This is a genomic window from Sphingobacterium sp. Mn56C, assembly GCF_049319645.1.
GTDB lineage: Bacteria > Bacteroidota > Bacteroidia > Sphingobacteriales > Sphingobacteriaceae > Sphingobacterium.
This window is the reverse complement of sequence record NZ_JBMOUC010000001.1, coordinates 478,800-505,020: the sequence shown is the minus strand read 5'-3', so window position 1 is coordinate 505,020 and position 26,221 is coordinate 478,800. Positions and strand designations below refer to the sequence as shown.

27 protein-coding genes, 1 tRNA gene and 2 pseudogenes are annotated in these 26,221 nt (G+C 40.9%); 22 read left to right on the top strand and 8 right to left on the bottom strand.

Annotated elements, in window-relative coordinates; all coding sequences use genetic code 11:
- Positions 1-87: 87 nt before the first annotated feature.
- Positions 88-933 (bottom strand): abortive infection family protein, encoded by an 846-nt coding sequence (locus ACL9RF_RS02290; protein WP_422798974.1) that lies wholly within the window; start codon positions 931-933, stop codon positions 88-90.
- Between the two features lie 101 nt (positions 934-1,034).
- Positions 1,035-2,336 (bottom strand): conjugal transfer protein MobB, encoded by a 1,302-nt coding sequence (mobB, locus tag ACL9RF_RS02285; RefSeq protein ID WP_422798973.1) that lies wholly within the window; start codon positions 2,334-2,336, stop codon positions 1,035-1,037.
- A gap of 84 nt (positions 2,337-2,420) precedes the next feature.
- Between mobB and ACL9RF_RS02280 the strand changes: the two genes are divergently transcribed.
- Positions 2,421-2,795 carry a hypothetical protein gene (locus ACL9RF_RS02280; protein WP_422798972.1) on the top strand — a complete coding sequence of 125 codons (375 nt, stop codon included), beginning with the start codon at positions 2,421-2,423 and terminating at the stop codon, positions 2,793-2,795.
- A 38-nt stretch (positions 2,796-2,833) separates the two neighbouring features.
- Here the strand turns inward: ACL9RF_RS02280 and mobA are convergent, their stop codons facing one another.
- Positions 2,834-3,271, bottom strand: a complete 438-nt coding sequence (mobA, locus tag ACL9RF_RS02275; RefSeq protein ID WP_422798971.1) for a conjugal transfer protein MobA — start codon at positions 3,269-3,271, stop codon at positions 2,834-2,836.
- A 753-nt stretch (positions 3,272-4,024) separates the two neighbouring features.
- Between mobA and ACL9RF_RS02270 the strand changes: the two genes are divergently transcribed.
- Genes ACL9RF_RS02270 through ACL9RF_RS02255 form a run of 4 tightly spaced genes read left to right on the top strand, consistent with a single transcriptional unit; the run spans position 4,025 to position 6,148 of the window.
- The gene (locus tag ACL9RF_RS02270; RefSeq protein WP_422798970.1) at positions 4,025-4,792 is read left to right on the top strand and encodes a ParA family protein; all 768 of its coding nucleotides are present in this window, start codon (positions 4,025-4,027) and stop codon (positions 4,790-4,792) included.
- A gap of 5 nt (positions 4,793-4,797) precedes the next feature.
- Positions 4,798-5,220, top strand: a complete 423-nt coding sequence (locus ACL9RF_RS02265) for a DUF3408 domain-containing protein (protein ID WP_422798969.1) — start codon at positions 4,798-4,800, stop codon at positions 5,218-5,220.
- Positions 5,221-5,231: 11 nt separating this feature from the next.
- Positions 5,232-5,507 carry a DUF3408 domain-containing protein gene (locus ACL9RF_RS02260; protein ID WP_045756031.1) on the top strand — a complete coding sequence of 92 codons (276 nt, stop codon included), beginning with the start codon at positions 5,232-5,234 and terminating at the stop codon, positions 5,505-5,507.
- Positions 5,508-5,509: 2 nt separating this feature from the next.
- Entirely contained in the window at positions 5,510-6,148 is a 639-nt protein-coding gene (locus ACL9RF_RS02255) for a conjugal transfer protein TraD (RefSeq protein ID WP_422798968.1), read from the top strand.
- A 136-nt stretch (positions 6,149-6,284) separates the two neighbouring features.
- On the opposite strand, the gene ACL9RF_RS02250 is transcribed toward ACL9RF_RS02255, so the two are convergent.
- Both ACL9RF_RS02250 and ACL9RF_RS02245 read right to left on the bottom strand, forming a co-directional pair.
- A complete protein-coding gene (locus ACL9RF_RS02250; protein WP_422798967.1) occupies positions 6,285-8,219 on the bottom strand; it encodes a DUF3732 domain-containing protein in 1,935 nt (644 codons plus the stop codon).
- A 3-nt stretch (positions 8,220-8,222) separates the two neighbouring features.
- Positions 8,223-9,443, bottom strand: coding sequence for a three component ABC system middle component (locus ACL9RF_RS02245; RefSeq protein WP_422798966.1), 1,221 nt, complete (start codon positions 9,441-9,443; stop codon positions 8,223-8,225).
- A 420-nt stretch (positions 9,444-9,863) separates the two neighbouring features.
- On the opposite strand from ACL9RF_RS02245, the gene ACL9RF_RS02240 reads away from it, so the two are divergent.
- From ACL9RF_RS02240 to ACL9RF_RS02170, 15 genes and pseudogenes are all read left to right on the top strand, one after another.
- Positions 9,864-10,169: a DUF4134 domain-containing protein gene (locus ACL9RF_RS02240; RefSeq protein WP_249991162.1), complete on the top strand. Its 306-nt coding sequence runs from the start codon at positions 9,864-9,866 to the stop codon at positions 10,167-10,169.
- An 11-nt stretch (positions 10,170-10,180) separates the two neighbouring features.
- Positions 10,181-10,513, top strand: a complete 333-nt coding sequence (locus ACL9RF_RS02235) for a DUF4133 domain-containing protein (protein ID WP_422798965.1) — start codon at positions 10,181-10,183, stop codon at positions 10,511-10,513.
- Positions 10,510-13,017, top strand: a complete 2,508-nt coding sequence (locus ACL9RF_RS02230) for a TraG family conjugative transposon ATPase (protein ID WP_422798964.1) — start codon at positions 10,510-10,512, stop codon at positions 13,015-13,017. Before ACL9RF_RS02235 ends, ACL9RF_RS02230 begins: the two co-directional genes overlap by 4 nt.
- A 20-nt stretch (positions 13,018-13,037) precedes the next feature.
- On the top strand, positions 13,038-13,670 hold the full coding sequence (locus tag ACL9RF_RS02225; protein WP_422798963.1) for a DUF4141 domain-containing protein: 633 nt from the start codon (positions 13,038-13,040) through the stop codon (positions 13,668-13,670).
- A 3-nt stretch (positions 13,671-13,673) separates the two neighbouring features.
- Positions 13,674-14,669 carry a conjugative transposon protein TraJ gene (traJ, locus tag ACL9RF_RS02220; RefSeq protein WP_422798962.1) on the top strand — a complete coding sequence of 332 codons (996 nt, stop codon included), beginning with the start codon at positions 13,674-13,676 and terminating at the stop codon, positions 14,667-14,669.
- 13 nt (positions 14,670-14,682) lie between these two features.
- Positions 14,683-15,306 carry a conjugative transposon protein TraK gene (gene traK / locus ACL9RF_RS02215; protein ID WP_379663464.1) on the top strand — a complete coding sequence of 208 codons (624 nt, stop codon included), beginning with the start codon at positions 14,683-14,685 and terminating at the stop codon, positions 15,304-15,306.
- A gap of 10 nt (positions 15,307-15,316) precedes the next feature.
- A pseudogene (locus ACL9RF_RS02210) lies at positions 15,317-15,717 on the top strand (hypothetical protein).
- A gap of 3 nt (positions 15,718-15,720) precedes the next feature.
- The gene (locus tag ACL9RF_RS02205; RefSeq protein ID WP_422798961.1) at positions 15,721-16,005 is read left to right on the top strand and encodes a nitrogen regulatory IIA protein; all 285 of its coding nucleotides are present in this window, start codon (positions 15,721-15,723) and stop codon (positions 16,003-16,005) included.
- The gene (gene traM / locus ACL9RF_RS02200) at positions 15,992-17,317 is read left to right on the top strand and encodes a conjugative transposon protein TraM (RefSeq protein WP_422798960.1); all 1,326 of its coding nucleotides are present in this window, start codon (positions 15,992-15,994) and stop codon (positions 17,315-17,317) included. Before ACL9RF_RS02205 ends, traM begins: the two co-directional genes overlap by 14 nt.
- 26 nt (positions 17,318-17,343) lie before the next feature.
- A complete protein-coding gene (traN, locus tag ACL9RF_RS02195) occupies positions 17,344-18,246 on the top strand; it encodes a conjugative transposon protein TraN (protein ID WP_422798959.1) in 903 nt (300 codons plus the stop codon).
- A gap of 17 nt (positions 18,247-18,263) precedes the next feature.
- Positions 18,264-18,821: a conjugal transfer protein TraO gene (locus ACL9RF_RS02190; RefSeq protein WP_422798958.1), complete on the top strand. Its 558-nt coding sequence runs from the start codon at positions 18,264-18,266 to the stop codon at positions 18,819-18,821.
- 54 nt (positions 18,822-18,875) lie between these two features.
- On the top strand, positions 18,876-19,280 hold the full coding sequence (locus ACL9RF_RS02185; protein ID WP_422799978.1) for a DUF3872 domain-containing protein: 405 nt from the start codon (positions 18,876-18,878) through the stop codon (positions 19,278-19,280).
- A gap of 104 nt (positions 19,281-19,384) precedes the next feature.
- Positions 19,385-19,660 (top strand): molybdenum ABC transporter permease, encoded by a 276-nt coding sequence (locus ACL9RF_RS02180; protein ID WP_422798957.1) that lies wholly within the window; start codon positions 19,385-19,387, stop codon positions 19,658-19,660.
- Positions 19,661-19,721: 61 nt separating this feature from the next.
- Complete coding sequence (locus ACL9RF_RS02175; RefSeq protein WP_422798956.1) at positions 19,722-21,035, top strand: hypothetical protein; 1,314 nt, start codon at positions 19,722-19,724, stop codon at positions 21,033-21,035.
- 288 nt (positions 21,036-21,323) lie between these two features.
- Positions 21,324-21,719: a DNA-binding response regulator gene (locus ACL9RF_RS02170; protein WP_422798955.1), complete on the top strand. Its 396-nt coding sequence runs from the start codon at positions 21,324-21,326 to the stop codon at positions 21,717-21,719.
- A 15-nt stretch (positions 21,720-21,734) separates the two neighbouring features.
- On the opposite strand, the gene ACL9RF_RS02165 is transcribed toward ACL9RF_RS02170, so the two are convergent.
- A complete protein-coding gene (locus ACL9RF_RS02165) occupies positions 21,735-22,718 on the bottom strand; it encodes a hypothetical protein (RefSeq protein WP_422798954.1) in 984 nt (327 codons plus the stop codon).
- A 344-nt stretch (positions 22,719-23,062) separates the two neighbouring features.
- On the bottom strand, positions 23,063-23,695 hold the full coding sequence (locus tag ACL9RF_RS02160) for an antirestriction protein ArdA (protein WP_422798953.1): 633 nt from the start codon (positions 23,693-23,695) through the stop codon (positions 23,063-23,065).
- 390 nt (positions 23,696-24,085) lie between these two features.
- Between ACL9RF_RS02160 and ACL9RF_RS02155 the strand changes: the two genes are divergently transcribed.
- Together ACL9RF_RS02155 and ACL9RF_RS02150 are read left to right on the top strand one after the other, a co-directional pair.
- Positions 24,086-24,247 (top strand): hypothetical protein, encoded by a 162-nt coding sequence (locus ACL9RF_RS02155; protein WP_422798952.1) that lies wholly within the window; start codon positions 24,086-24,088, stop codon positions 24,245-24,247.
- Positions 24,248-24,273: 26 nt separating this feature from the next.
- Positions 24,274-25,278 (top strand): annotated as a pseudogene (locus ACL9RF_RS02150) (recombinase family protein); the annotation flags it as partial.
- Between the two features lie 526 nt (positions 25,279-25,804).
- Here the strand turns inward: ACL9RF_RS02150 and ACL9RF_RS02145 are convergent.
- Positions 25,805-25,877, bottom strand: a tRNA-Lys gene (locus tag ACL9RF_RS02145).
- Positions 25,878-26,221 lie beyond the last annotated feature (344 nt).

Genomic DNA, 26,221 nt, shown 5'->3' with positions numbered 1-26,221 from the left:
CACAAAGGGGGGGCGGATGGCTTTTGGTGGCTTAGTTTGACATGCTTTAATCACCAAAATAGAGTGATTCGAGGTTTAAGCTGTTTTTTAAAATTCTAAGTCTTTCCAATCAGTATTATGAACTTCTTTATTATTGTCAACCCGATTTTCAATAGCTTCAATAAACTTAATTGTACTTGAAATGTTATTGAATATCAATACACTCTCCTCGTAGTTCAATATAGGGTTGTCGTGGGCAAAACTTCTGTTGTTCCTAATATCGTTGAATGAATCAAGATTACTAATGGACGTTCTCAATATTCTTTGGGACATTTCAGATTCAACATGATTACTTATAATCAAAAATTTCACATATTTACCAAATAAGCTATGTAATGCTTCATCTTGTAAATATGAAATGTTGTGTTTTTTACATAGCTCTCTAATATATTTCATTACGAAAGTATGTAATCTATCAAGTGCAATTTCCGGCAAATTTTTATCAATACTATCTTTTATAGACTCTGATAGTTTTTTGAAATCTAAATCCTCAACGTTTGGTTTGATAGCATTAATATCATTTACAATATTGCCCTTTAATCGCTCTGCTATTTTTTGACATTCCTTATAAAGTTCTTCTTTCAGGTCAAATTCATCATCCTCCATATTAAACCAAGAGCCTGTTTTTCTTTCTTTTAAATACTCTAAATGATGGCTCAGAAGTTCGCTTAACAGTTTCCCCACAGTATAATCTTCTTCGACTTTAATAAATTGTCTTAGTCGATTTGCTTTAGAGTTGGAGGCGTAGTGATACTTTTCATCATCAATATCTAAATCAACAGCATCTGATATGAATTCTCTAAACGTTCTGTCACTAAAATTTGAAACGTAACCTGAACTCATATCCAGAAATTTTTCAATCTTATTCTTCTCTTGAAGTTTTAAATCTGCCATGTTTTTTTGCAATGAGTTGTATTTTTTATAGGTACGAATTTAACGAATTAAAAATTAGTTTAGTAAAAATATATAATCAATCATTTAATAGTTAGAAGCTGTCAGTTCGCTCTGAACTGGTGACTGTTGCGTTTCTTCTTTTTCTTCATACGGTTGGCAAATTCCTGTTCCTCGTAGTCTTCGCCCTGTGCCTCCGGCAGTAGCCCACCCAATCCGTCTATCAACAAATCATCGTTCGACTGTCCTTTATTCAGAAAGTCAAAAAGTGCATGGGCCTCCTCTTTCTCTACGGTGTTGCTCGTGGTCGATGGCTGATTTTGTGTGGATGTTTTTTCGGCTTCTTGGCGTTGCCCGATTGCCTGCACGTTCCACCAATCATTAAAGACATTAGCCGAGAGGTTTTTGCCCAAAGCTGAACCGTTACAAACGGTACGGCTTTCGTGGTCGATAAAAGTCATACCATATATACGCCCCTCATCGTTGCGCCGTACCACGGTATTGATACCCTGTTCCAATAATTGCTTTTTAAAATCGTTTTCATTAATGGCGGTGTGCATTGCGACTTCAATAGTGCTTTTGAGGACGGCTCTTACAGGGTCGGATTTCATTTTCTCCTTAGCTGTTGCGAATTGGTTTTGCAGTTCGTCCAGTCCTGCCTGCTTGCCGAAAAGGGATGCCTTAAAAGGATTGCTCGCTTTTTCTCCCTGGTCGTTTAGTGCAAAATAGACAAGCCCATTTTTGGGCTGTCCGTGCAATTCCCCTTTGACTTCCTCGGCGGTAATATGGAAAAGTGAAAGCAAGGCGTTGTATGCTCCGAGGCTTGCGTACCCGTAATACTTCGGCAGGTGTCGCACCACCGAAGCGATTTGGCTCTTAACGTCTCCGGCTCTGTAATCCACCGGACGGAATACCTGCTCGTTTCCCGTGCGCTGTTTCTCCGTGGCAGGTATCAGATTATACGTTTGTTCCAAATCCCGACAGATTGCCATTGAACGTGGATGGTCGTAGCTGTCCGGTAGTTTCTTCCCGTCCAAACCCACACAGACCGTTACGATATGGATATGGGTACGCTCAATATCGGTATGCTTGAAAACGATATAGGGTTGCTTGCCATACCTCATACGCTCCATATACTCCTGCGCCATTTCCACGAACTGCCCATCGCTGACCCTATCCGCAGGATCAGGGTTCAGCGATATGTGGCGCACTGGCTTTTCTGTTCTGATATTTGCGGACAGATACGGCTCAAAACACTGGTACAGGTAGCTTGTCGAATAGGTACTATCCAACGTTTCGGGTATTCTATTCAGTAACAGAACCTGCCCGTTTTCACTGTCAATTTTCTTTTGGTTATAGGAGATAGCCCCGTATAAATTCTCACCCTTTCCAATTTTTGCTATCATCTCTTTCCTTTTTGATTATATTAAATATCACGAATTTTCCTCTTCGATAAAAAAAGCTTATTATTGTAATAAAATCGTATAATCATGACCAGATTTTTTACCTTTTTTATCGTTGTTTTATTGTTTTCCTCTATTACCAGTTGTGAAAAGTCAGATGACACTTCCCCTGCATTAAATCTGAGTGGGACTGAATGGCAGATGTCTAATGAGGAATTTGGTGTCAATCTTCGTTTTATGAACGATAGTGTCTGTGCTATTACTACAGGTGCTACTGATGGTAGATTAGGAGTAAATTATTCTGAATACACCTACAAAAGAGCTTTTGGGATAGATTTGATGATATTAAACCACTCTACTGTAGAATATACTGTTAATTTTTTGGATAGCCATAATCTCCAATTGAGCCGTTCGGTTGAAAATAAAAGTGTAGACCCCATCGTTTTGGAAAAGCTTAAATAATAAAAATTATCCTAAAGACTTCTTTTTTCGCTATCATCCTATCCGTGTTTTTGCAGGTGATCTTTTTCAAATTCCTGTGTTAGCTCAATCACTTTGCGGCACAAGTCCGCCATTTCTGCCGTCTGCTTTTCCAGTTTAAAGAGGTAAGCCGATGCCTTTTTCTCCGAGAAATTGCGGTAAAGTATCTTCACGATTTGGTTGTAGTTCACGCCAACCGCTCTAAACTGGCTGTAAAAATTGGTTAGCCTCGTATGAAAATCGACTGCATCCATATCAATTTTTACGGTCTTGATTGGCTTCTGAAAGATGCAGGCTGTAATGAAATGTGCCATTACTTTCATTCCCGATTGCTCGAACAACGTAAGGAACTTTGCATTTTCTTCGTCCGTAAGACGAAATACATAACGGTGGATGCTTGGGTCTGCTTTAGGCTTGCGACCACCTCTGTTTGTTCGATTTCTTCTGTTGTCTTCCATATCTAAATCCATTAATAACCGAGCTTCAGCGAGCTCAACTTTAGTTAATTAACATAAACCCCGACTTCGGAGGGTGTTTACCAAGCCCCCTGCAAGGGCAAGTGGTTTTGAGGCACGAAACGGGTTTCGAGTGCCTCAAAACATAACTTGCTCTGTTCGGGTGAACAGAAAATCCGTCCGCCTATCGGCGGATACGGATTGGATAAAGCGAAAGAAAAAACGGCTTTGAGCCGTTCCACCCTTTAATGCTATATCCTAATAATTTTTCCATCCACCTTTTGCATTTAAGTCCTTACAAAGTAAGGGTAGCTTTTCCAAAGCATTACCCTATCGCTCCCGACCAAACATTGCCAACAAATGCCCCAGACTACCGCATTAAAAGAGTGCATCGGAATAACCTGCTTCTTTGCGCTATCAGTCACGCAAGCCTGTTTGCAAGCATCCGCTCCCGATGACAAGGCGGAATGACAGAGCGCAGGAAAGCCGGAACGCATGACGGCATTCCAAACGGCAGGCAGACCGGACGGCATGAAAGCTATCCCGTAGCCATTCCAACAGGCAGGACGACAGGCAAGCCATCGGTCTTGCCTATATGGAAGCCGGAATGACGGCACGGCTGATTGAACGAATGAGGGCAAGTCCGACAGACGAAATTGTATCAAGACTGCCGGACGGTGTGCAGGGATGACAGCCCTGTTCCATGCAGGACGGCAGGCAGTACACGGAAAATAGAAACTTAAAAATAGAATAGAAATGGAAGCAACAAACAGGACAAAATTCATTGCTTTTTCAAGCCAAAAGGGAGGCGTTGGAAAAAGTACATTTACAACCGTAACGGCAAGCATACTCCATTACCAAATGGGGTATAACGTAGCCGTCTTTGACTGTGACTATCCACAACACAGCATCTGCCAAATGAGGGAACGGGATTTGAAAGCGGTCATGCAGAACGAGGTGCTGAAAAAACTGGCGCATCGCCAATTTTCCACCATCAATAAGAAAGCCTATCCGGTACTGCAAAGCAAGGCGGACAATGCGTTAACGGATGCGGAAGCATTTATACAGTCTTCGGCTGTTCCCGTGGATATGGTCTTTTTCGATTTGACGGGTACGGTGAACACTTCGGGTTTGCTGAATACACTGGCAGGTATGCACCATATCTTTTCGCCCATCACGGCAGACCGTGTGGTCATGGAAAGCACATTGAGCTTTACCAATGTGCTGACCAACGTCCTTATGAAACACGGGCAGACTTCTATCGAAACCATACGGCTGTTTTGGAACATGGTCGATGGCAGGGAAAAATCGCACCTGTACGAAATCTACGGCAACGTCATTAAGGAGGTCGGACTGCAAGCGATGGAAACACGCATTGCGGACAGCAAGCGTTTCCGCAAGGAAAGTGAAGCAACGGCAAAGACCGTCTTCCGCTCCACGCTGTTACCTCCCGATAAAAGATTGATGAAAGCCTCTGGCTTGGATTTGTTCATCAGTGAATTTCTAAGAACCGTTAACCTGTAACCGCTATGGACAACGAAAACAAGAAAAAGCCGAATGCCCCGATTGACGAGGCATATCTCATGTCCATTATGGCAGGCGAAATAAAGAAGCCCCAACAGGCGGTAGCTCCCCAAGAGCCGAGCGCAGAGCCTACAAAGGAAACGGCTACGGAAAAGCCCGTAGCCAAAGAGCGTACCCGACAAAAAAGGGCTTCCGGCACAGGCTATGGTGAGCGTTTTCTCAACAGCCATACCATGACACGTCGTGGCGATAAGAGCATCTACATCCGGCAGGAATACCACGAACGGCTTTCCCGTATCGTGCAGGTTATCGGGAAAGATAATATACCCCTATATGCCTATTTGGATAATATTCTCGAACATCATTTTGAACAGTTTGAAAAAGCCATCACCGATGATTTCAACGATAAGTTTAAACCCATTTTTTAAAGTATTCGATTATGAACAAGACACAGCAAAAACAACCGGAAAAGGTATTGCGCAAAGCGCATTACAAATCGGCATTTTTAAGACCGACAGGGGTCGTGGCAAGGTGCGGAAAATCGGTCTATATAAGCCCCGATTTTCATAAGAAATTATCCCGTATTGTCTTTCTGCTCGGAGAGGGAGAAATTACGCTTACCGATTACCTGCACAGTGTACTGAAACACCACTTTGAGGAGTTCGGAGACGAAATAAAGATTATCTACGCCGACAAGCAAAAGCCAATATTATAGCTATGGAAACATTGATTGTAATATGCCTTATCATCGTCATCATCCTTTTGCTGAAAGATAAGGTGGTCATCCATAAGAACGTCCACAGGAAAATAAAGCCGGAAAAGAAAAGTTCAGACCTGCCGGATATTATGGGGTTTCCGAAGCCTGTGGAACGCCACACCTTGCCACCGAATGCCACAAAGAGACAATCGGGCGAACGTGACTGGATAGTGGATAATTTTGGAACAGAAACCTACGGGATAGGTTTAGGATTGGAAAATCCGCAGATTGAGGGAGAGCCGGATGAAGATTTCGGGAGTATGTCCGATTTTGAAAATGAGGAAGACGAATGGGATGAATACGGGTTTGAGGACAGCGACAATGAGTTTGCTACAGGGGTTACCTTTGATGAACTGACGACCGTGGGGGCATGGTTGGAGCAAGATGCACCAGAGCCTGCCCTTCAACAGAAAGCGGTGGATATAGTTCAGCGATTACAGGGAACGGAATTGTTCGGTCTGCTCGAAAACTCAATGGAGGGGGCTTCACGGAAGATTGCAGAATTGTTGGATAAGAGCCTCTCCGCTGGAACGGATTTCAGTTCTCCCGATTTGCGGAAAAGTGATTTGGAGGATTTCGACATCGGGGAGTTTGTGTAAGCAAACTCCCTTTTGTTATAAGAGTTTTTTTTAATTCTAGACAATATTCACAATGTCAGCGCATAATAAAGTTAGCGCTGAGTTGAGCAAGTTCTCAAACCTAGTTGTTAACGGCAATCTTAATTTTTGCAAGAGTTTAAATTAGTTTATCACCATCTTTGCTCCATCGATATTTTATGAATTGTGAAAATTCATCTTCATCAGCATGTTCTAAAACAATTACTTGTGGTTTATAACCACATTCTTTATCAATATTAGCAATTTCATTAGATAGTACTTTGAATATATTTTTCACTTGAAAAATGTTATCATCTACTTTCATTTGCTCATTTTCAACTTCTTCATCCAATTGTTTGTAAATTTTAGGAAAATACACTTGACTTGGTTGATCCAAAACTAAAATTGATGGTATTTTACAAGTTGTAGTAGTACTATGCAGATATAAAAAACCTAAAAATGCTGATAAATGAATAGCTAACCAGTTTGAACCACTTCCCATTTCTGAAAGAAGAATGTTTTCTTTATTATTTAGATTGTATGTTAAGCTAAACTTTTCCAAATCAAAAAGAATTCTTCCTGGTTTAAACTCCTCCTCAAAATCAAGCAATTCACAAATTGCACTCATCTTTTCGCTTAATTTTATTTGTGCCTTTTGTATCTCTGCTTTTAAGTTGAAGCCTGCGAGTTTATTTTTGAGATCTTCAATTTCTACTTCTAGTTCTGAGTAATCATTTGAGTTGTTTGACAAAAGTTTGTTCCTCTCAATGAGATTTTGAGCATTTGCTTCAGTTCGACCTTTTAATAATAAGTTTCTTTCATATTCATTGTTGGTGTTGAATTCCTTTAAAACTTGTTTGTTTAAATTTTCAGCCTTAACATTTAGCTCTTTCAACTCTTTTTTCAGAGTATCTCTTTCTTTTCGAAGTGATGCATTTTGATATGAAGTATCAACTACATAAGTACCTATTTTTTCAAATTCATCCTCTAAAATTTGATTAGAATCTTTAATCACAGAAATTTGATCCGTTATCGCATCTACCTCTTGATCACAAAGAGGACAATGAACTTCACTAATAGTGGTCTCAATAGACGCTAAGGATTTTAATCGATTAATATTTTGGGAATAGTTTCTAGAAATATCATTATTAGATTTAATTGTAGATAACAAATCTAATACAATATCTAAATCCTTCTTCTTTTGGAATATTAAATTATCCACTTTTCTCAATTCCTCATTAAGATTCTGGTCACCCACTGAATTAACATTGGCATTAGGCAGATCTTTAACAAGCTTTTTAAGATCAGGCAAAGTAATCTCTTCAGACAGTTCTTTGCCTATTGATGTATAATAAAGTGATACTATCCCATGAAGATCCTCTCTTAACTGACCGTTACTGATTTTTAATTTTTCATCTAACTTTTTCCTTTGATTTAGTTCTTTTTGTTTGCTTTCAAGGGTTCTCTGTAAATCAAAAAAATCTGCATTTCCCCACCCCATTAGTATGGGATAATCATCAATGGTTTTCTTTCTCTTATAAAAATCGTCGAATCTATAAAAAAGACTATGCTTATTTGCAATTAGGTTTTGGTGCTGAAATAAAAATGGCACAAAACTACGCATTGTTACTTTCCCACCTGATTTTCTTTTATCTTCTTCTTCGTCAATTCTTGTGTCCAAAACAGAAATTCCTATATGTTTCTCAAATTCTCGTTTAGCGTCATCTAAATCGGTTAGTTTTTTGTCGCTGAAATATTGTATGGAGAAATCAATAAGAAACTCCGAATTTATTTCAACACTAAAATACATTTGATTACTGCTTTTTCTTCTTCCTATAATCAGATGTTTTTCTTTAATCTTAAGAATTATACAATATATATCTGTCCAGTCTGTTATAATTCCTTTTGGTATAGTTGATCTGCTTGCAAATAAACAATAGTCTATTATTTCAATAATTGCACTTTTACCTGTTTTAGAATCACCAGAAATAATATTTAATCCTTCATCGAATTTTAATGTTCGTAATTCCCCATTATCTTGAAAAAGAAATATATTTGATATTGACGCTTGCATAATCTATAGGTTAAAAAAAATTGTCTTATAATCTTCTTTTGATAAAATTGACCCTAAATTAAAGGCCGCTTTATAATACTCTTTAAGTATGTTGTTTTTTTCTTCTGTATACGTGCTTTTCAATTCATCCTTTAGAATTAAGTAGTCAGAAATTTCTATATTATGGATATTTGACAAAGTAATCAAAGCCTCTTTTGTTTTCTTCTTATAATTAGCTAACAAGTTTTCGATAACAACTAATTCTATTTTGACTTCTGCATTTAAAAGTGTGTTAAATGTACTTTTTGATGTGCTTCTTACAAGTTTGTTCTTGATTGTATCATTGTAAAGCATAGGGAGAACGTAATAGATTACAATATTGTTTTTTAATGTAGGGTTTATTTTTAGAATTTCCTCATAAGCCTCCTCTGACCTAACGTAATCTTGAAATGCTTGATGCAAATCGTTTTTCTTTATGGATATTGCATTCAATTTTTCAATGAATTTGTAGCCTTTCGTCAAGTTTGCATCTTCTCTTCTTGGCTCCTTAATCAATGGAAAGGGAGTATAATCTTTGGTGAATTTTGACAAACTAAATTGCAAATCTGAATTGAAATCAGTAATATTAATCTCCCATTTATTCGAATTATCAATAGCCTTTGTAACCAAACTTTGAATAAGCACACCAATAGCGGCCTCTCTTAAATTATCGGGTATTAATTTAAAAACAGAGTGCTCTTTTAGTTGAGCAAATTTTTGATCTACTGTAGGTTCATCACTATTAATAACAAATTTTTCTAAAATCCCTAACAACTCTGATTTAGATATATTTTTGGTATTGAAAACCTCCTCTTTAAATGGTTTAGAAGTAGCTGAAATAGGATGATTATTGAGTTTTCTATACTTTGCATTTTTTGTGAGCTGATTCCAACCGTGAAAAATACTATCATTATGGATTTTTTGGGTAGTATGAAGAATAAACCTGTCATTAGCTTTTAATTTGTCACATTCAATAACAAGATTCTTTAATGTTTTCCAAACATCAACAGAATTACTAGTAAGATTCGATTCACCCTCATGATGTTTAACTTCAACAGATTCACTTCCATATTGAACATCTCCATAACACTCTATGTAAACATACTCTCCATTTTTAGCGTTTAGGCAATATTCTAATGCAACTAACTTTTGATATTCAAACCCTATTTGTTTTTTTGTAGAATCGTTGCTAAAAGTATCGCTCATATTTATTGATATCTAAGTTTATTATAAGTTTGTCGATAACTACTAGTAAGCTTTGTAAATAATTATGCCTATTGAAAAGCCGTTGTATTTTTTCTCATAAATACATAAGTAATCTACCTTTTTAATGCTTGTAAAGCGTTTTTTATCTTCAGTAGCTAAAATACAGAAAAAAACAATGTGAATCCCTTTAACCCTCGTTAATTTCAGAGTTGTGTTAAAAAGAACCTTTTAGATATTTAATTTTCAAAAACGTTCTCTTTAAACTTTTCTTCTTTTATATTTTTTCAAACGAGAAACGTCATTCCCTGCCAATTAATTCCACTGATTTCCACTTTACCATAACGCTTCGATTTCCATAAGACTTTTGTTGCGAAAGCCCGCAAAGAGCGGGAATTAGTAACAGTTTAATTCAGTTAAATCATGGAAAAACAAAGCAAAAAAGTGTTGCTGACAGGCGTTGCGCTCCTGTCGGCATTCGGTGTGTTCGCACAGGGCAACGGCTCGGCAGGTATCACCGAAGCCACGCAGATGGTGACATCCTATTTTGACCCTGCGACCCAATTAATTTATGCGATTGGGGCTGTGGTCGGGTTAATCGGTGGCGTAAAGGTGTACAACAAATTCAGTAGCGGTGACCCCGATACAAGCAAGACTGCGGCGTCGTGGTTTGGGGCTTGTATCTTCCTGATCGTAGCGGCGACCATTCTCCGTTCATTCTTCCTTTAATCCGAAAACCTATGAGCAATTACAATATCAATAAAGGTATCGGTAGAACGGTCGAGTTCAAAGGGCTGAAAGCACAGTACCTGTTCATCTTCGCCGGAGGCTTGCTCGCTGTGCTTATCCTCGTGATGGTCATGTATATGGCAGGTGTAAACTCCTATGTGTGCCTCTTCATCGGGGCAGGCGGCGCATCGCTCATCGTGTGGCAGACATTCGCACTGAACGGCAAATACGGCGAACATGGATTGATGAAAGTCGGGGCAAAGAAAAGGCATCCGAAATACATCATCTGTCGCAGAGCCGTACACCGCTATCTGAAATGCACCGCTAAACCCAACACCCTATGAGAAATACAGCAAAAGCCACAACGTTGGAGAGCAAGTTTCCATTACTGGCGATGGAACACAATTGCATCATTTCAAAGGATGCGGACATCACGGCTTGCTTTCGAGTACACCTGCCGGAACTGTTCACGGTAGCACCACCTGAATATGATGCCATCCATTCGGCATGGCACAAGGCGATCAAGACCCTACCGGACTATACCATTGTCCACAAACAGGACTGGTACATCAAGGAAAGTTATGCGCCGGATCTTTCACAGGAAGACCAGAGTTTTCTTGCGAAATCCTATCAGCAACATTTCAATGAACGTCCTTTTCTGAACCATTACTGCTATCTCTTTTTGACCAAGACGAGCAAAGAACGGATGCGGATGCAGAGCAACTTTAGTTCGCTCTGCAAAGGCGTACTAATCCCGAAAGAAATTAGGGATAAAGAAACCGTCAGAAAGTTCATGGAGACGGTGGCACAGTTTGAGCGGATTATCAATGATAGCGGTTTTGTAAAACTGGAACGCCTGACCGAGGATGACATCATCGGAACGGACGAAAAACAGGGTCTGCTCGAACAGTACCTCACCCTGTCAAGGGAAGCCGGAACGCCCATGCAGGATATAGCTTTGGGCAGTGAGGACGTGCGTATCGGCAACAAAAGGCTGTGCCTGCACACGCTATCCGATACGGACGATTTGCCCAACACAGTATCGGCAAATACGAGGTATGAAAAGCTGTCCACGGACAGGAGCGATTGCCTATTGTCCTTTGCCTCTCCGGTCGGCTTGCTCCTTAGCTGTAACCATATCTATAACCAATACCTGTTTTTGGATAACAGCGATGAGAACCTGCGCAAGTTTGAAAAATCCGCACGGAATATGCACTCACTGGCAAGGTACAGCCGTGCCAATCAGATAAACAAAGAGTGGATTGAAAGGTATCTGAACGAAGCGCACAGCTTCGGGCTTCCCTCCATCCGTGCGCACTTCAATGTGATGGCGTGGTCGGATGACCCGAACGAACTCAAACAGCTAAAGAACGATACGGGCAGTGCGCTTGCTTTGATGGAATGCAGACCGAGGCATAACACGGTGGATGTTGCCACGCTGTATTGGGCAGGCATGGCAGGCAATGCAGGTGACTTTCCGGCAGAGGAAAGTTTCTATACGTTCATCGAACCTGCACTGTGCTTTTTCACCGAGGAAACCAATTACCAAAGCTCGCCATCGCCTTTCGGTATCAAGATGGCGGACAGGCTCACGGGCAATCCTATCCATTTGGACATTTCCGACCTGCCCATGAAAAAAGGGATTATCACGAACCGCAACAAGTTCATACTTGGTCCGTCAGGTTCGGGAAAATCCTTTTTCACCAATCACATGGTACGGCAATACTACGAACAGGGCGCACACGTCCTGCTCGTGGACACCGGAAATTCCTATCAGGGACTGTGCGAACTGATCAAGGGCAAGACCAAAGGCGAGGATGGTGTTTACTTTACCTACACGGAAGACAACCCGATAGCATTCAATCCATTTTATACGGATGACGGCATTTTCGACATCGAGAAAAGGGAAAGTATCAAGACTTTGATACTGACTTTATGGAAGCGTGATGACGAACCGCCGACCCGTTCGGAGGAAGTGGCCTTGTCAAACGCCGTGAGCGGTTATATCGACCGTATCAAGCAAAGCGATGAATATCCCTCTTTCAATGGGTTTTACGAGTACGTAAAAGGTGACTACAAAAAGATACTGGAAGAAAAACAGGTAAGGGAAAAAGACTTTGACGTTGCAGGTTTTCTAAATGTATTAGAGCCTTACTATCGTGGGGGTGAGTACGATTACTTGCTCAATTCAGACAAGCAACTCGACCTGCTTTCCAAACGCTTTATCGTGTTTGAAATTGATGCGATTAAAGACCACAAAATCCTCTTTCCCATAGTGACCATCATCATTATGGAAGTCTTCATCAATAAGATGCGCAGGCTCAAAGGTGTGCGTAAACTGATACTGATTGAGGAAGCGTGGAAAGCCATCGCAAAGGAGGGAATGGCGGAGTACATCAAGTACCTTTTTAAGACCGTCCGCAAATTTTTTGGTGAAGCCATCGTGGTCACGCAGGAGGTGGACGACATTATCCAGTCACCCGTGGTCAAGGAAAGTATCATCAACAATTCCGACTGTAAAATCCTCTTAGACCAACGCAAGTACATGAACAAATTCGATGACATCCAAGCGATGCTCGGACTGACGGAAAAGGAAAAATCCCAAATCCTTTCCATTAACATGAACAACGACCCGTCAAGGCTTTACAAAGAGGTGTGGATTGGGCTTGGCGGTACGCATTCCGCCGTGTATGCCACAGAGGTATCGCTCGAAGAATACTTAGCCTACACCACGGAGGAAACCGAAAAAATGGAAGTCATGCAACTGGCTTCCGAACTGGACGGCAATGTGGAACTGGCGATAAAGCGCATTGCTGGGCAAAGGCGTGAGAAAACAAATAGTTATTAATCATTTAAAAATTAGAGACAATGAAAATAGCAATGTTACTGGTGTGTACGGCATTTATGCTTGCCGTTGTACCGTCCGCTAAGGCACAATTTGTTGTTACAGACCCTGCAAACCTTGCATCGGGTATTATCAACAGTGCAAATGAAATCATACAGACTTCATCCACAGTATCAAACGTGGTAAAAAACTTTAACGAAGTAAAAAAAGTGTATGAACAGGGCAAGGAATACTACGACAAACTGAAAGCCGTAAACAACTTGGTAAAAGATGCGCGTAAGGTGCAACAGACGGTTTTGCTAGTGGGTGATGTGTCCGAAATGTACGTAAACAATTTCGGCAAAATGATGAACGACCCGAATTTCAGTCCGCAGGAACTGACGGCAATCGCCAACGGGTATTCCACGCTATTGAACGAGAGTACCGAACTGCTCAAAGAACTGAAACAGATTGTAAGCTCTACCGGACTTTCCTTAAATGACAAGGAACGTATGGACATCATCGACAGGGTTTACAAAGAGGTCAAGGACTATCACAGCCTTGTCCGCTATTTCACCAACAAGAATATCTCCGTGAGCATTTTGAGGGCTAAAAAACAGAACAACACCAAGAGGGTGCTTGAACTGTACGGCACTGCTGAACAAAAATACTGGTAAGCTATGGAATGGAACAATCTTCACGAACTCCTGCGCTCGCTTTATGATGAGATGCTCCCACTGTCCGCCGATATGGCGACAGTGGCTAAGGGCATCGCCGGATTGGGCGCACTGTTCTACGTAGCACTGAAAGTGTGGCAGGCATTGAGCCGTGCAGAACCGATAGACGTGTTTCCGCTTTTGCGACCGTTCGCCATCGGCCTTTGCATTATGTTCTTCCCGACCATCGTACTGGGAACTATCAATGCGGTGTTAAGTCCGGTAGTAAAAGGCACAAACGCCATGCTCGAAAACCAAGTGCTTGACCTAAACAAGTTACAGCAACAAAAAGACCTGTTGGAAAGGGAGGCGATGCTCCGCAATCCCGAAACCGCTTACCTCGTAAGCGATGCGGAATTTGATAAGAAGCTGGACGAATTGGGATGGTCGCCGTCCGATTTGGTTGCCATATCCGGTATGTATATGGAGCGTGGAATGTACGATTTAAAGAAAAGCATCCGTGACTGGTTTCGGGAGTTACTGGAAGTCCTTTTCCAAGCATCGGCACTGGTCATAGATACGATACGTACTTTCTTCCTTATCGTGCTGTCCATACTCGGGCCGATAGCCTTTGCGATAAGTGTATGGGATGGTTTTCAATCCACACTTACGCAATGGCTGACCCGATATATCAGCGTGTACCTGTGGTTGCCCATCGCCGATATGTTCAGCTCCATGCTTGCAAAAATTCAATCCCTCATCATCGAACGGGATATTGATATGCTTGCCGACCCGACCTATATCCCCGACACCTCCAACACGGTGTATGTCATCTTCATGATAATTGGCATCGTGGGGTACTTCACCGTTCCAACGGTGGCAGGTTGGGTTATCCAAGCCGGAGGCGCAGGAAACTTCATGCGCAACGTCAATCAGACGGCATCGAAAACAGGAAACATCGCCGGAGCCGGAACGGGTGCTGTGGCAGGCAATATCGGTGGCAGGTTAATGAACAAATAAAAATCAAAAAGCAATGGAATTTAAAACACTAAGAAACATAGAAAACAGCTTTAGGCAAATACGGCTGTATGCCATCGTATTTGCGGTACTCTGTATTGGTGTGGTAGGCTTTAGCGTATGGAAAGCCTATGAGTTTGCGGAAGCACAACGCCAAAAAATATATGTATTGGACAAAGGCAAATCCTTGATGTTGGCACTGTCACAGGATGCAAGTATCAACAGACCTGTTGAGGCAAGGGAACACGTTAAGCGTTTCCATGAACTGTTCTTTACGCTCGCACCGGATAAGAACGCTATTGAAAGCAACATGAAAAGGGCTTTTAATCTTGCCGACAAATCGGCATTCGATTACTACAAAGACCTTTCGGAAAAAGGCTATTACAACCGTATCATTTCGGGCAATGTGCAACAGCGCATCGAAGTGGACAGCGTGGTCTGCAACTTCGATACCTATCCCTATGCAGTACGGACGTATGCCAAACAGTTTATCATCCGTCCAAGCAATGTGACCAGACGGAATTTGGTCACTTCATGCCTATTGTTAAACTCGGTCAAGTCTGACAACAATCCGCAAGGTTTCAATATCGAAAAATTTGCCGTGTTGGAAAACAGAGATGTTGAAGTCATAGACCGCTAAAATCAAGATTATGGAAGCAATATCAGATTTGAACACGTTCGCCAAAATCCTTACCGCAAAAGGATATGACGGCTATTTCCATACGCAGGGTGCGTATGCCGGAAAACTGAAAGCAAGCATCAGCGAATATCTTGCTAACTGTCCCAAAGGTTTAGCTAAAAAGGAGTTGTTGCTATCGTGCATTCTATGCTGGGCGGGCGAAGCCCTGCCCAGCATAGAATAGAATGCCTTATGTGGGTGAAGTACCTAAACGGCAAATTCTTTTTGGGCAGAATGGAGATTGCAAAAAAAGACCGTTACGGGCAAGTGTTGAAACAATCGGAACTGACCGACCTGTCGGTCGTGACCGCTCCCAAAGCAAAAGAGGCAATCGCTATGGTCAACGATGCAGTGGAACGGAATAACAATTAGGGCATGAAAAATCTAAGAACAACAATCAATAATTGGTTTGACAAGCTCGATGGGCAGTGGCGGACGATGCCTGTTAAAAAACAGCACCGCTATACGCTACTGCTCTTTTCGGGCTATGCACTGTTGTCCATTATCGTACTGTTAAAAGTCTGCTACGATGTAGCAAAGCCCGATAATACCCTAACAATAGAGCATATCGAAAACCCTATTAGGCAAAACAATTCCTCGGTTTCTCCGCAGGACAGTATTAAAACAATTTTAAAAGGTAAAAATCATGAAAGACAGTGAAAACAAAAGGGTAAGTTTTTTGGTCGAAGATGACGACCCCAAAAACGGAATGGATGCACCGCAGGACGGTGCGCAGAACAAAGCCGAAAAGCTAAAGAAGCCTATCATTTTTGTCCTTATGGGCGTGGTGTTCTTCGGCTGTATGTACCTCATCTTCAAACCGTCCTCCGATAAGAAAACGGTTGAGGATATTGGTCTGAACGATGCCGTACCGCAGGCGAGCGATGCAGGGCTTCAATCCGATAAGCAAAAGGCTTATGAACAGGAAATGCTCGACCAAAAAATGCAGGAAAAGCGCAATGCGCTCCTGTCACTGTCCGACTATTGGAGCGAGGACAGTACCGCCGATCCGGAAGCGGAGCAACCGGATGAGGGCTACGAAGACGGTTACGTTTACGGCGGTGGTACACGCAGGAACAGCAACCCTGCCCTTAACAGTTACCGCAATGTACAAAATACGCTGACCTCATTCTACGATAACAGCGATTACGAAACGCAGGAACTCCGCAGGCAGGTTGGGGAACTGAAAGAACAACTGGCAGAAAAGGACGTACCTCCTGTAACGACCGTGGATGACCAACTGGCTTTGATGGAAAAGTCATACGAAATGGCTTCCCGTTATCTGCCCTCAACTCCAACACAGACAGGTAATGCGGACAAAACAGCTTCGGCAAAGAGTGCCCCACAAAAGGAACATTTTGTGGCGTTCACCCCTGTAAGGAAAAATGCGGTTTCCGCATTATACCGTGAACCGACCGACAGTGCTTTTTTGGCAAACTGGAACGAAAGCCGAAACCGTGGCTTTTATACGGCAGGCGTTTCGGAACAGGTCATACAGCCGAAAAATAGTATCAAGGCGGTAGTACAGGAAACACAGGTCGTGACAGGTGAAAGCGGTGTGCGGTTGCGCCTGTTGGAAACGGCAAAAACGCCTGTCCGCTCCATTCCGGCAGGAACGGTACTGACGGCAAATGCCAAGTTTCAAAGTGGCAGGTTACAGTTAAAGGTAACATCCATCGAATTTGAGGGCAACATTATTCCGGTCGATATAACCGTGTACGATGTGGACGGACAGCAAGGGTTATATGTACCATATTCTCCCGAAATGAACGCCCTTAGTGAGATAGCCTCCAACATGAGCCAAACCTCCGGCACTTCCATTATGATGACACGCTCGGCAGGGCAACAGATGGCAGGCGACCTTTCCCGTGGCGTGGTGCAGGGCGTATCGGGGTACTTCTCCAAGAAAGTGCGGACACCGAAAGTAACCGTCAAAGCCGGTCATCAGATTTTCCTCGTTTCAAAAAACTAATGTTCAACACTAAAATCAAAAAGAAAATGAAAGCAATATTTAAAAGCCTCATGGCACTGGTCTGTTTGACCGTCTTTATTACAGGGGCGAATGCACAGCAAGTGGCATCCAGTACAACAAAATTGAGCATGGGCAAGGTTGAGCCTTACGAAATGCAGGTGACGTACAGCAAGACTTCGCATCTCATATTCCCGTCCGCTATCCGCTACGTGGATTTGGGCAGTGAGTACCTTATCGCAGGCAAAGCCGAAGATGCGGAAAACGTACTCCGTATAAAGGCAAGCGTAAGGGATTTTGACGAGGAAACCAATTTTTCGGTCATCACGGACGATGGTCGGTTTTACAATTTCAACGTCTTTTACAGTCCTTATCCGCTGGCACTGAATTATGATTTGCTGACGATGCAAAAGGCATCGGACAGGGAAAACGGCAACGATGTGCTGTTTGAGGAATTGGGGGGCAATTCGCCGTCACTGGCAGGGTTGCTCATGGAGACGATTTACAAAAAGAACAAACGGATTGTGAAGCATATCGGGTCGAAAAGCTACGGCATACAATTCCTGCTGAAAGGTATTTATGTTCACAACGGAAAATTCTATTTCCATACGGAACTGCGCAACAAAAGCAATGTGCCGTTCAACATTGACTTTGTGAATTTCAAGGTCGTGGACAAGAAAGTCGCCAAGCGTACCGTGGTGCAGGAAAAGGCAATGAACCCGTTGCGTATGTACAAAACGCTCGGTGAAATTACGGGCAATACGACTGACCAAAACGTGTTCCTGCTTGACCAGTTTACCATCACGGATGACAAGGTTTTGATTATCGAAATTTTTGAAAAGAACGGGGGCAGACAACAGTTGTTGCAGGTGGAAAATTCTGACCTCGTACACGCTAAGCTGATAAGCGATATGCACCTAAAGATTAATTAACCCAAAAAGAACGAACAATGATGAGATACATTTTTGCCGTGGTGCTTGCCATGTTAAGTATGACGGCAGTACAGGCACAGCGTATGCTCCCCAAACAAAAGGGATTGGAGATAAACGCAGGTATGCTGTCCAAAGAAATAAGCGACAATTACTATCTGAATTTGACATTGACCGTGAACGGAAAGAACGGCAGTTACTGGATATGGGGTGCGGAATATGCCCATCAGCTTTCCGGTTACAGGGATGTACAGATACCGCTCGAAACCTATATGGGCGAGGTGGGTTACAGTCTTCAGCTATTGGGCGATGCAAGAAAGACCGTTACACTAAATGCAGGGCTTACCGCTGTGGCAGGTTACGAAACCATTAACCGGAGCGAAGCCATGCTACCGGACGGCTCGACCATCCTCGACAAAGACAATTTTGTTTACGGCACTGGCGGACGGCTTACGCTCGAAACGTACCTGTCCGACCGCTTCGTCCTGCTCCTGCAAGGGCGTACAAAAGTATTATGGGGTACGGATTTGAAACAGTTCCGTCCATCGGCAGGGATTGGACTAAGGTTTAACTTTTAAAATTGATTTACGATGAAAACATTAATCAGAAAATACGGACTTCATATACAGGCAATGCTCATGCTCTTAGCGATGTTGGTCTGCGCGGTGGTGCTGACCTCCTGTGAAAAAGACGACCTCAACATCAGGCAGAATTACCCTTTTGAGGTACAGGTAATGCCTGTACCCAAAGAGGTAGCGAACGGGCAGACCGTTGAAATACGGATTACCGTTCAACGGTCGGGCAACTTTAACGATGCGAAATACTTTATCCGCTATTTCCAGTTTGACGGACAGGGTACATTACGCTATTACAGCGAACCGCCGTATATGCCCAATGACCTGTATTTGTTGCCACAGACACAATTTAGGCTGTATTACACCTCGCAATCCACCGTATCACAGGCGTTTGATATTTGGATTTCGGACAACTTCGGGAACGAAAAGCAAATAAGTTTCCAGTTTAACAGCCGTGATTAAAGACAGAAAAATCCTGCCCGATGTGGCGGGATTTTTTCATTTTTAAGTCTGTTATTTATTGCTTTTTCGTAAATTCAAAGTGTTGAATTATAATAGCTGTCGTTATGGGTGCATCACTGGTTTTAGGCATAATAGCATTGGTTTTGGGATTAGGTCTGCGTTACTGGATTAACCGCAGGAAGTTTTACAGGCGTAGCCCGACCGGAGCAGAGGATTTTTCATCTTATGAGAAATCGGTCATTATAAAAACTTCTGAACGTTTAGGAAAATGGATAGCTTATGCTTTGATTATATTCGGTGTGCTTTTCCTGTGGAGTTATTCAAGGCAGAAAAAGGAAAAAGAAAAAGCATCCCAAAATATGGAAATGCCTAAATCGTGAAGCATCAACATTCTTATAAATTCCTAATAAGTGGGTAAGCTTAATAATAAATACTTATAAATTGAAAAATAAAATTCAAACTATTGTCTACGATTTTTTCGTGAATTCTTCGGACTTCAACGGAATTCCACTACGGAATATTTCCCAAAAGCTTAATATAGAATATGAAGCCTCAATAGACTTAATAAAAGAACTTGTTATTGAAGATATCGTTTCAATTCAGTCAAGCACTAATCCTCATATTATAGGTTTTCAGCATTATCCAATTGAGAGCCAGTTAACTATTTTGGAAGAAGCAAAAAAAATTAAAGAGGTTATTCATTCATTTGGTGATTTCAAAATTTCATCTGAGAATACAGAATTCCCCATTTGTCTCTATCCAAGTAAAATTTTCCTTAGCAAGAATAGAACATTAGCTGAATTTGGTAACGCTTGTTATACGCAACAGCTTGCACTCGGAGAACCTCATTTAAAACCAATTTTTTTTGAAATAGAAGTATTGGATAGGTATTCTAATGACCCTCGGTTTGATTTCAAGTTTGAAGATTATTCTGGACGTATTTCTTGCAGATATGATGAAAATGAAAAGCCAATTGTAAGGGATGAGGACGACATCTTTCTAAAAACATTTGGATTAGGTTTCGATGATAATGGAAACAGGTTGGCAGTAGTTTACTTAAGATACCTAAAGGATTTAACCACCGAGCATCAAATCTATTGGAAAAGCAGAGAGAAATCAGGTCACTGTAAAATGCTTGAAGAATATCATCAGAATACAATTCAAGGCAACTGGTCATCTTCTTATTCTATTTTTTCTGGCTTCATTGGAGAACAAAAATGCATAAACGACCTAACTGAATTGATTTTTTCCAAGGCTCTATTTAGAAAAACATTTGAAGAAGAGAATAGACCAAAGGAATTCACGTTTTTCTTTACACCAACTTTGAAAAATTATAATGATTTCATATTGCTACTTGATAAAATGATTTCAGAAAACATCAATAAAGATTTTTTCGAGGGGAAGGTTGAACTATTTGAATACAAAGAATTAGGAAATGGTTTGGTAGAAAAGCAGTCTAAAGGTACACTACAAATTTTCGAAGAATGGCTAACTTCAGTTTTTAACGTAGAGGGAGACGGTTCAATCAGTGAACTTTTTAAACCGTTAAAGAAAATACGAAGAGAAAGACAAAATCCGGCTCATAGAATTAGTGAAAACCAATATGATTTGAAGTTTACTGATAAACAAAAACAAATTATAAGTGATGCTTATTCAGTGTTTAGAAATCTAAGAAATATATTCCATCAACATCCCAAAGCGAAGAGCTTTGAAATTCCGAATTGGTTGGAAAATGGTAAAATCAAAACTTTCTAATGAGAGTCACACTGCAAATTATGCATATTACGTTTGTTGAATCTTTTTGGCTTCACTATATTTGTATCTGAAAATATAAAAATCTTAAAGTGTTGTTACTTTAAGTCTCGATACTGAAAACTGGTAATTTTTAAGACAACGAGACGATAAGTAGGAATGCTCACGCCATAGGCGTGGGTGCTCGCTTATTCGTTGTCAGGCATACCAGTGCCCCAGTATCGGTAAGTGTAGTTGCCTGCGCTTTTTTTTAATGCAGGAACTCCATACAAAATGAAAAACTACGTCAATATGGAGACTAAGAACATAAGTCGAATTACCACTGCATTTATCAATGATAAAAGTCCCGTGATGGATTTCATACATGATGACCTCGTTGCTTCGGGGGTAGATGTTGTCTTTCGCTCTGATAACGTCGCGGACGGGAACAATCTGCTATCTTCGTTAACAACGCTACCCAATATTTGCATCATCGACCTCGATTTTTCGGATAAAGACATAATGAAGCAAATACGGGAATTAAGAAGTCAACACCCTATATTGAAGCTAGTTGCACATAGTGATATGGATGATGAAAAAATTATTAGAGAACTTGCGGAGCTTGGCTTCTCAAAATATGTGCTGATAGGCGAGGATATAAAAAAAGCCATTGACGGGGCGGTCAATAGTGGTTGGATGAATGCTTAACACTTGATATTTATCTTATTTTAAATGATGGAGTCTTGCTAAATATTTTTTGCACATTCTTTCATCACGTTTATCATAAAGTGATTTGCGGATACCATAATACCCTCCACCAATAATACTTAAACTGCCAAAAACTTCTTTTATGTATTCCTGATTTAAAGCTTCTGAACTATGAGCTAAAGTATAAAATGCAAGAGGTATGGTAGCGATATCGACGCCAAGTCTTATGATTTCTCTTAAGATTTCATTGAATGTATAATTGTAGTTGTCTATAAATTGCTGTTCCGAAATTCCGTTTCCAATTGAATTTTCAAGTATGTCTATCTGGGAGTTAAAACTCCCAATTAAATCTCTGTTTCTATTTCTAAATTCTATCAACTTGTCAAATGGTATGTCGCCAATATTTTTAGGAATTTGCAGTTTAATTATTCCACGAATAAACTTATCACGGATATTAGTATTCGTTGACTTTATTTGGGCATAACTTGTGTATTTATCGTACTCTAAATTGTCTGTAATAATACTACCATTTCTTTCAAATGCAATTGCTTTTGCGAGATGTGTCATATATAAGAAAGCAAGACTTCTTGGTAACTTAATGCCATCGGCATTTCTTCGTCCAATCTTCTCGCTTTCACAAAATTCGACCCAAGAATTTGAAAATTTTTCTCCATAAATTTGATAGTCCCAAGTGTTTGGATTTTTCCAATCTCTGAAAATATTAACTCTGTTAAAAAGGAAGCTTGATTCGTAAGTTTTCTTTATAATTCTTTCGGCTTCGGAAATGGCTTTTAATGAAGCTTGTTCACCTTGATAGTATTCTGGAGAGAAAAAGTCTACCAAATCCGTCTCATTTTGAAGCTTACGATAGTCATTACTAATCAAATGTTGTCGGTTATATGGTATAATACTTTCGAACTTATCTAAATATAAAATTGAGAATTTTAACCATTCATTTTCAGGGGGTTCAAAATTTGGATAGTAAATGTATTTTTTCATTATTTGTTCACTCTTTAATAACTGTGTGTAGTCGTGTTTATTCGTCTATATTAACAAAGTTAAACAATAAACCTTTCATTATAAGCAAATAAGATAAAAGTAAATCCACTACAATCTTAGGTCTCTTTGCTACTTTCCTTTTCGTCTCAACTCACGAAAGAAAGTAGTCTAATCCGAATACAGCCTATTTGGAAAATGCAGGTTTAAGGAACGATGAGGCGGAGTCATTTTACAAAGGGGTTGTTCCGCTTTTCGCAAAAAGACTGTTCCAACCTGGGGAGGATCTGTCTTTTTGCCCGACCGAATTTTAACAAAAATGGGAACGGTGCACCGTTCCCTAAAATCTATGAATTGTAGAATACATGACCGCCATCGCTCCAATAGTCACCGCTAAACAGGTCACGAGCATAAGCCTCATAATCGAAGTACGTTTTTGCAAATTCGGGCAAGTCCATTTGCTCTACCTGTTCATAAGCAAAATCTTCATCGTCCTTGTATTCCCCTATATAGTCACCGTCAAAGTCGCTTATTAGGTCGTCAATATCGCCCTCGGATAGCTTGCGGTGTCCGTTGTCGCACCATATTAGAAATGCCTCTTTTCGGGTTTCGTCCATATCTTCCAAAGCCTCCAAAACCTCAAATATGCTATCGCTAAACCAACACTCGCCGATTAAGCCGTTTGGGATGTTTTCGTAATCTTGAAACATAAATTCGGGGTCTTCCTCGTCATTGTGCAACTCCCCGCAAGCATCGTAAAATTCGTCTTTGTCCGCATAGTCGGATAGCGTTAGCCATTCCCCGAAGATTGAACCGTCATTATATTTTGCGTATGTGCCAACATATACCCTTGCTTCCGATGTGTTTATTTGATGTGCCATTTCTTTACTGTTTTGATTTAATTTTTTTGATTTATTCGGCAATGAGAGGTGGTGCTGTTGTTTTGTTTCAATACCATTTCCAATGCTTATATTCCTCATGCCTGACATTTTTTTTATTCGTGTAAAGAGCCGGAGTATGCTGTGTTTCGTTTCGGGAGCAGTGTAGGTTAGTGTTTAGGATGCACAAGGTTTTGGAAAACAAATACTACCCAACGGGTGGAGATTTTTTTTCAAACTTGCATGACCTTTTGCCTCCGTTAAGAACACGTCCAACCTTTGCTCCATGAAACGTGAACAACAGGCATACTCGCTTTTTAGGCATAACCAAACATGGAAGTAATGAGGATAGCATTGCCGAAATGGTTCTAAACAGGCAGACTATGCCAAGTAATTCAACCCAAAGACACAATCCAATATCCACTCCATCAGTGCAATAAGTTTGTCTGTGCGGATTAATCCGTGTGGTTAACAGGCAAAAATCAGTTGAAGATGGAAAAAGAAAAAGCGAACGATTTAACACCCGAAAGAGTTGTACAAATCTTGAAAAAGAAAGGAACAGAGGTCGATTTAGAGGAAGCAAAAACCATCTTGGAGTTTGTCAAGAAGATAGCTGACATTGCAGTTAACCAGTATCTAAAAGGAAAACTTTAACCCAATGAACAAGGAAAACTGTTGTGATGAGAAAGGCAGATTTATACATACGTGTATCGACAGACGAGCAAGCGGACAAGGGATATTCGCAACGTGACCAAGAAGACCGATTAAGAAAATATTGTGAGATAAAAGGCATTCAGATAAGGGATGTGTACATAGAAGACCACTCGGCGAAATCTTTCAAACGTCCAGAGTGGCAGAATTATTTATCCAACCTACGCAAGACAAAGAACAACAAATCGGGGTCAATAGTCCTATTCACTAAATGGGATAGGTTCAGTAGAAACGCAGGGGATGCCTATCAAATGATTAACCAGTTACGGACATACGGTGTTGAGCCTATGGCAATAGAACAACCTTTAGACCTTACCATTCCCGAAAACAAAATCATGCTTGCGTTCTATCTCGCTTCACCGGAAGTTGAGAACGACAGACGTGCCTTAAATGTTTTTCACGGAATGCGCAGGGCAAAAAAAGAAGGGCGGTATATGGGTACTGCTCCTTTGGGATATGTCAATAAGATAACAGAGGGCAAAAAGAAATTCATTGCACCCCATGATTTTGAAGCACCGCTTTTAAAATGGGCGTTTGAACAAATCGTTTCCAATAACTTCAATACCGAACAGATATGGAAAATGGTTCGGGAGAAAGCCGATGGAAAAGGTCGGTTCAGCAAAAATAACTTTTGGGTAGCCGTCCGAAACCCCTTGTACTGTGGCAAAATATTCATTCCTCCCTACAAAGAAGAAAAGGGATATTTTGTCAAAGGACAGCATGAGCCATTAATCAGTGAAAAGACGTTTGCCGATGTACAGGATATTCTCGATGGGAGAAAGAGGATTGTAAAGCCTAAAATCGTGGCTATGGACAATCTACCGCTTAGAGGGTTTATTAAATGCCCTAAATGCGAGCGTATGCTGACTGGAAGTGCCTCAAAGGGAAAGATGGGCAACTACTATTACTACTATCATTGTAGTTCAGCCTGCGGTACACGGTTCAAAGCGGAGACTGCTAATGAGGCTTTCTTAAAACAACTACGGTATATGTCACCAAAAGAGGGTATGGTCGATGTTTTTATCGAAGCCTTTATAAAAGACTTCAACAACAAAACTAAAGCCCAAAACACGGAAAGGACAAATATCATAAGTGAGATTGACGCATTGAACAAACGCTATCAAAATGCACTTTTAAAGAATGCCGATGGAGAGATGGCAGATGACGATTTCCAAGAAGTAAAGAAATTGACCAAAGGTAAGATTGAGGTTTTGGAAAGAAGATTAAACGACTTGGCAGTAGTGGGAACAGAGATTAAAGACTTAGTAGCCTCCACCTTAAAAAAGGTCGCAAACATTGATAGACGTTATGAAAACGGTGATATTGAGGAAAAAAGGCTTATAGTGAGTTCGATGTTCCCTGATTTTTTGGAATTTGACGGAACACGACATCGAACTCCGAGACTAAATTCTGCCATCGCTCTTATCTATCAGAATAACAGTGAATTACAGGGTAAAAAAAATGGGACAAGTCTATCGTTTTTAGACTTGTCCCAAGAAGTGATCCCGCTGGGATTCGAACCCAGGACCCATACATTAAAAGTGTATTGCTCTACCAGCTGAGCTACGGAATCCTAATTCTTTTTTTCGAATTATGTCTCCTTGTTTGGAGTGATGCAAAGGTAGAAAAAAGGTTTAGAAGTGCAAAATATTCCAAACATTTTTTATTAAAAAAGGGCTAAGTCACTGTAAAGCAAAGAAAATAATTTCATCTTCTTTTTTAAAAAAAAGAGCATCCAGTGCAAAACAACAACGATTTAAGACATATATCAATCTCAAAGGAAATTACAACATCGAAAATTTACGGTATATGGAAGTAAAGAATTACCAACAGAGGTTACCCAATGGTATCACGGCCACACCATCGATGTCCCAACCCTCATATATCCCCCCCTTCCTCCATTAAAACCAATACATA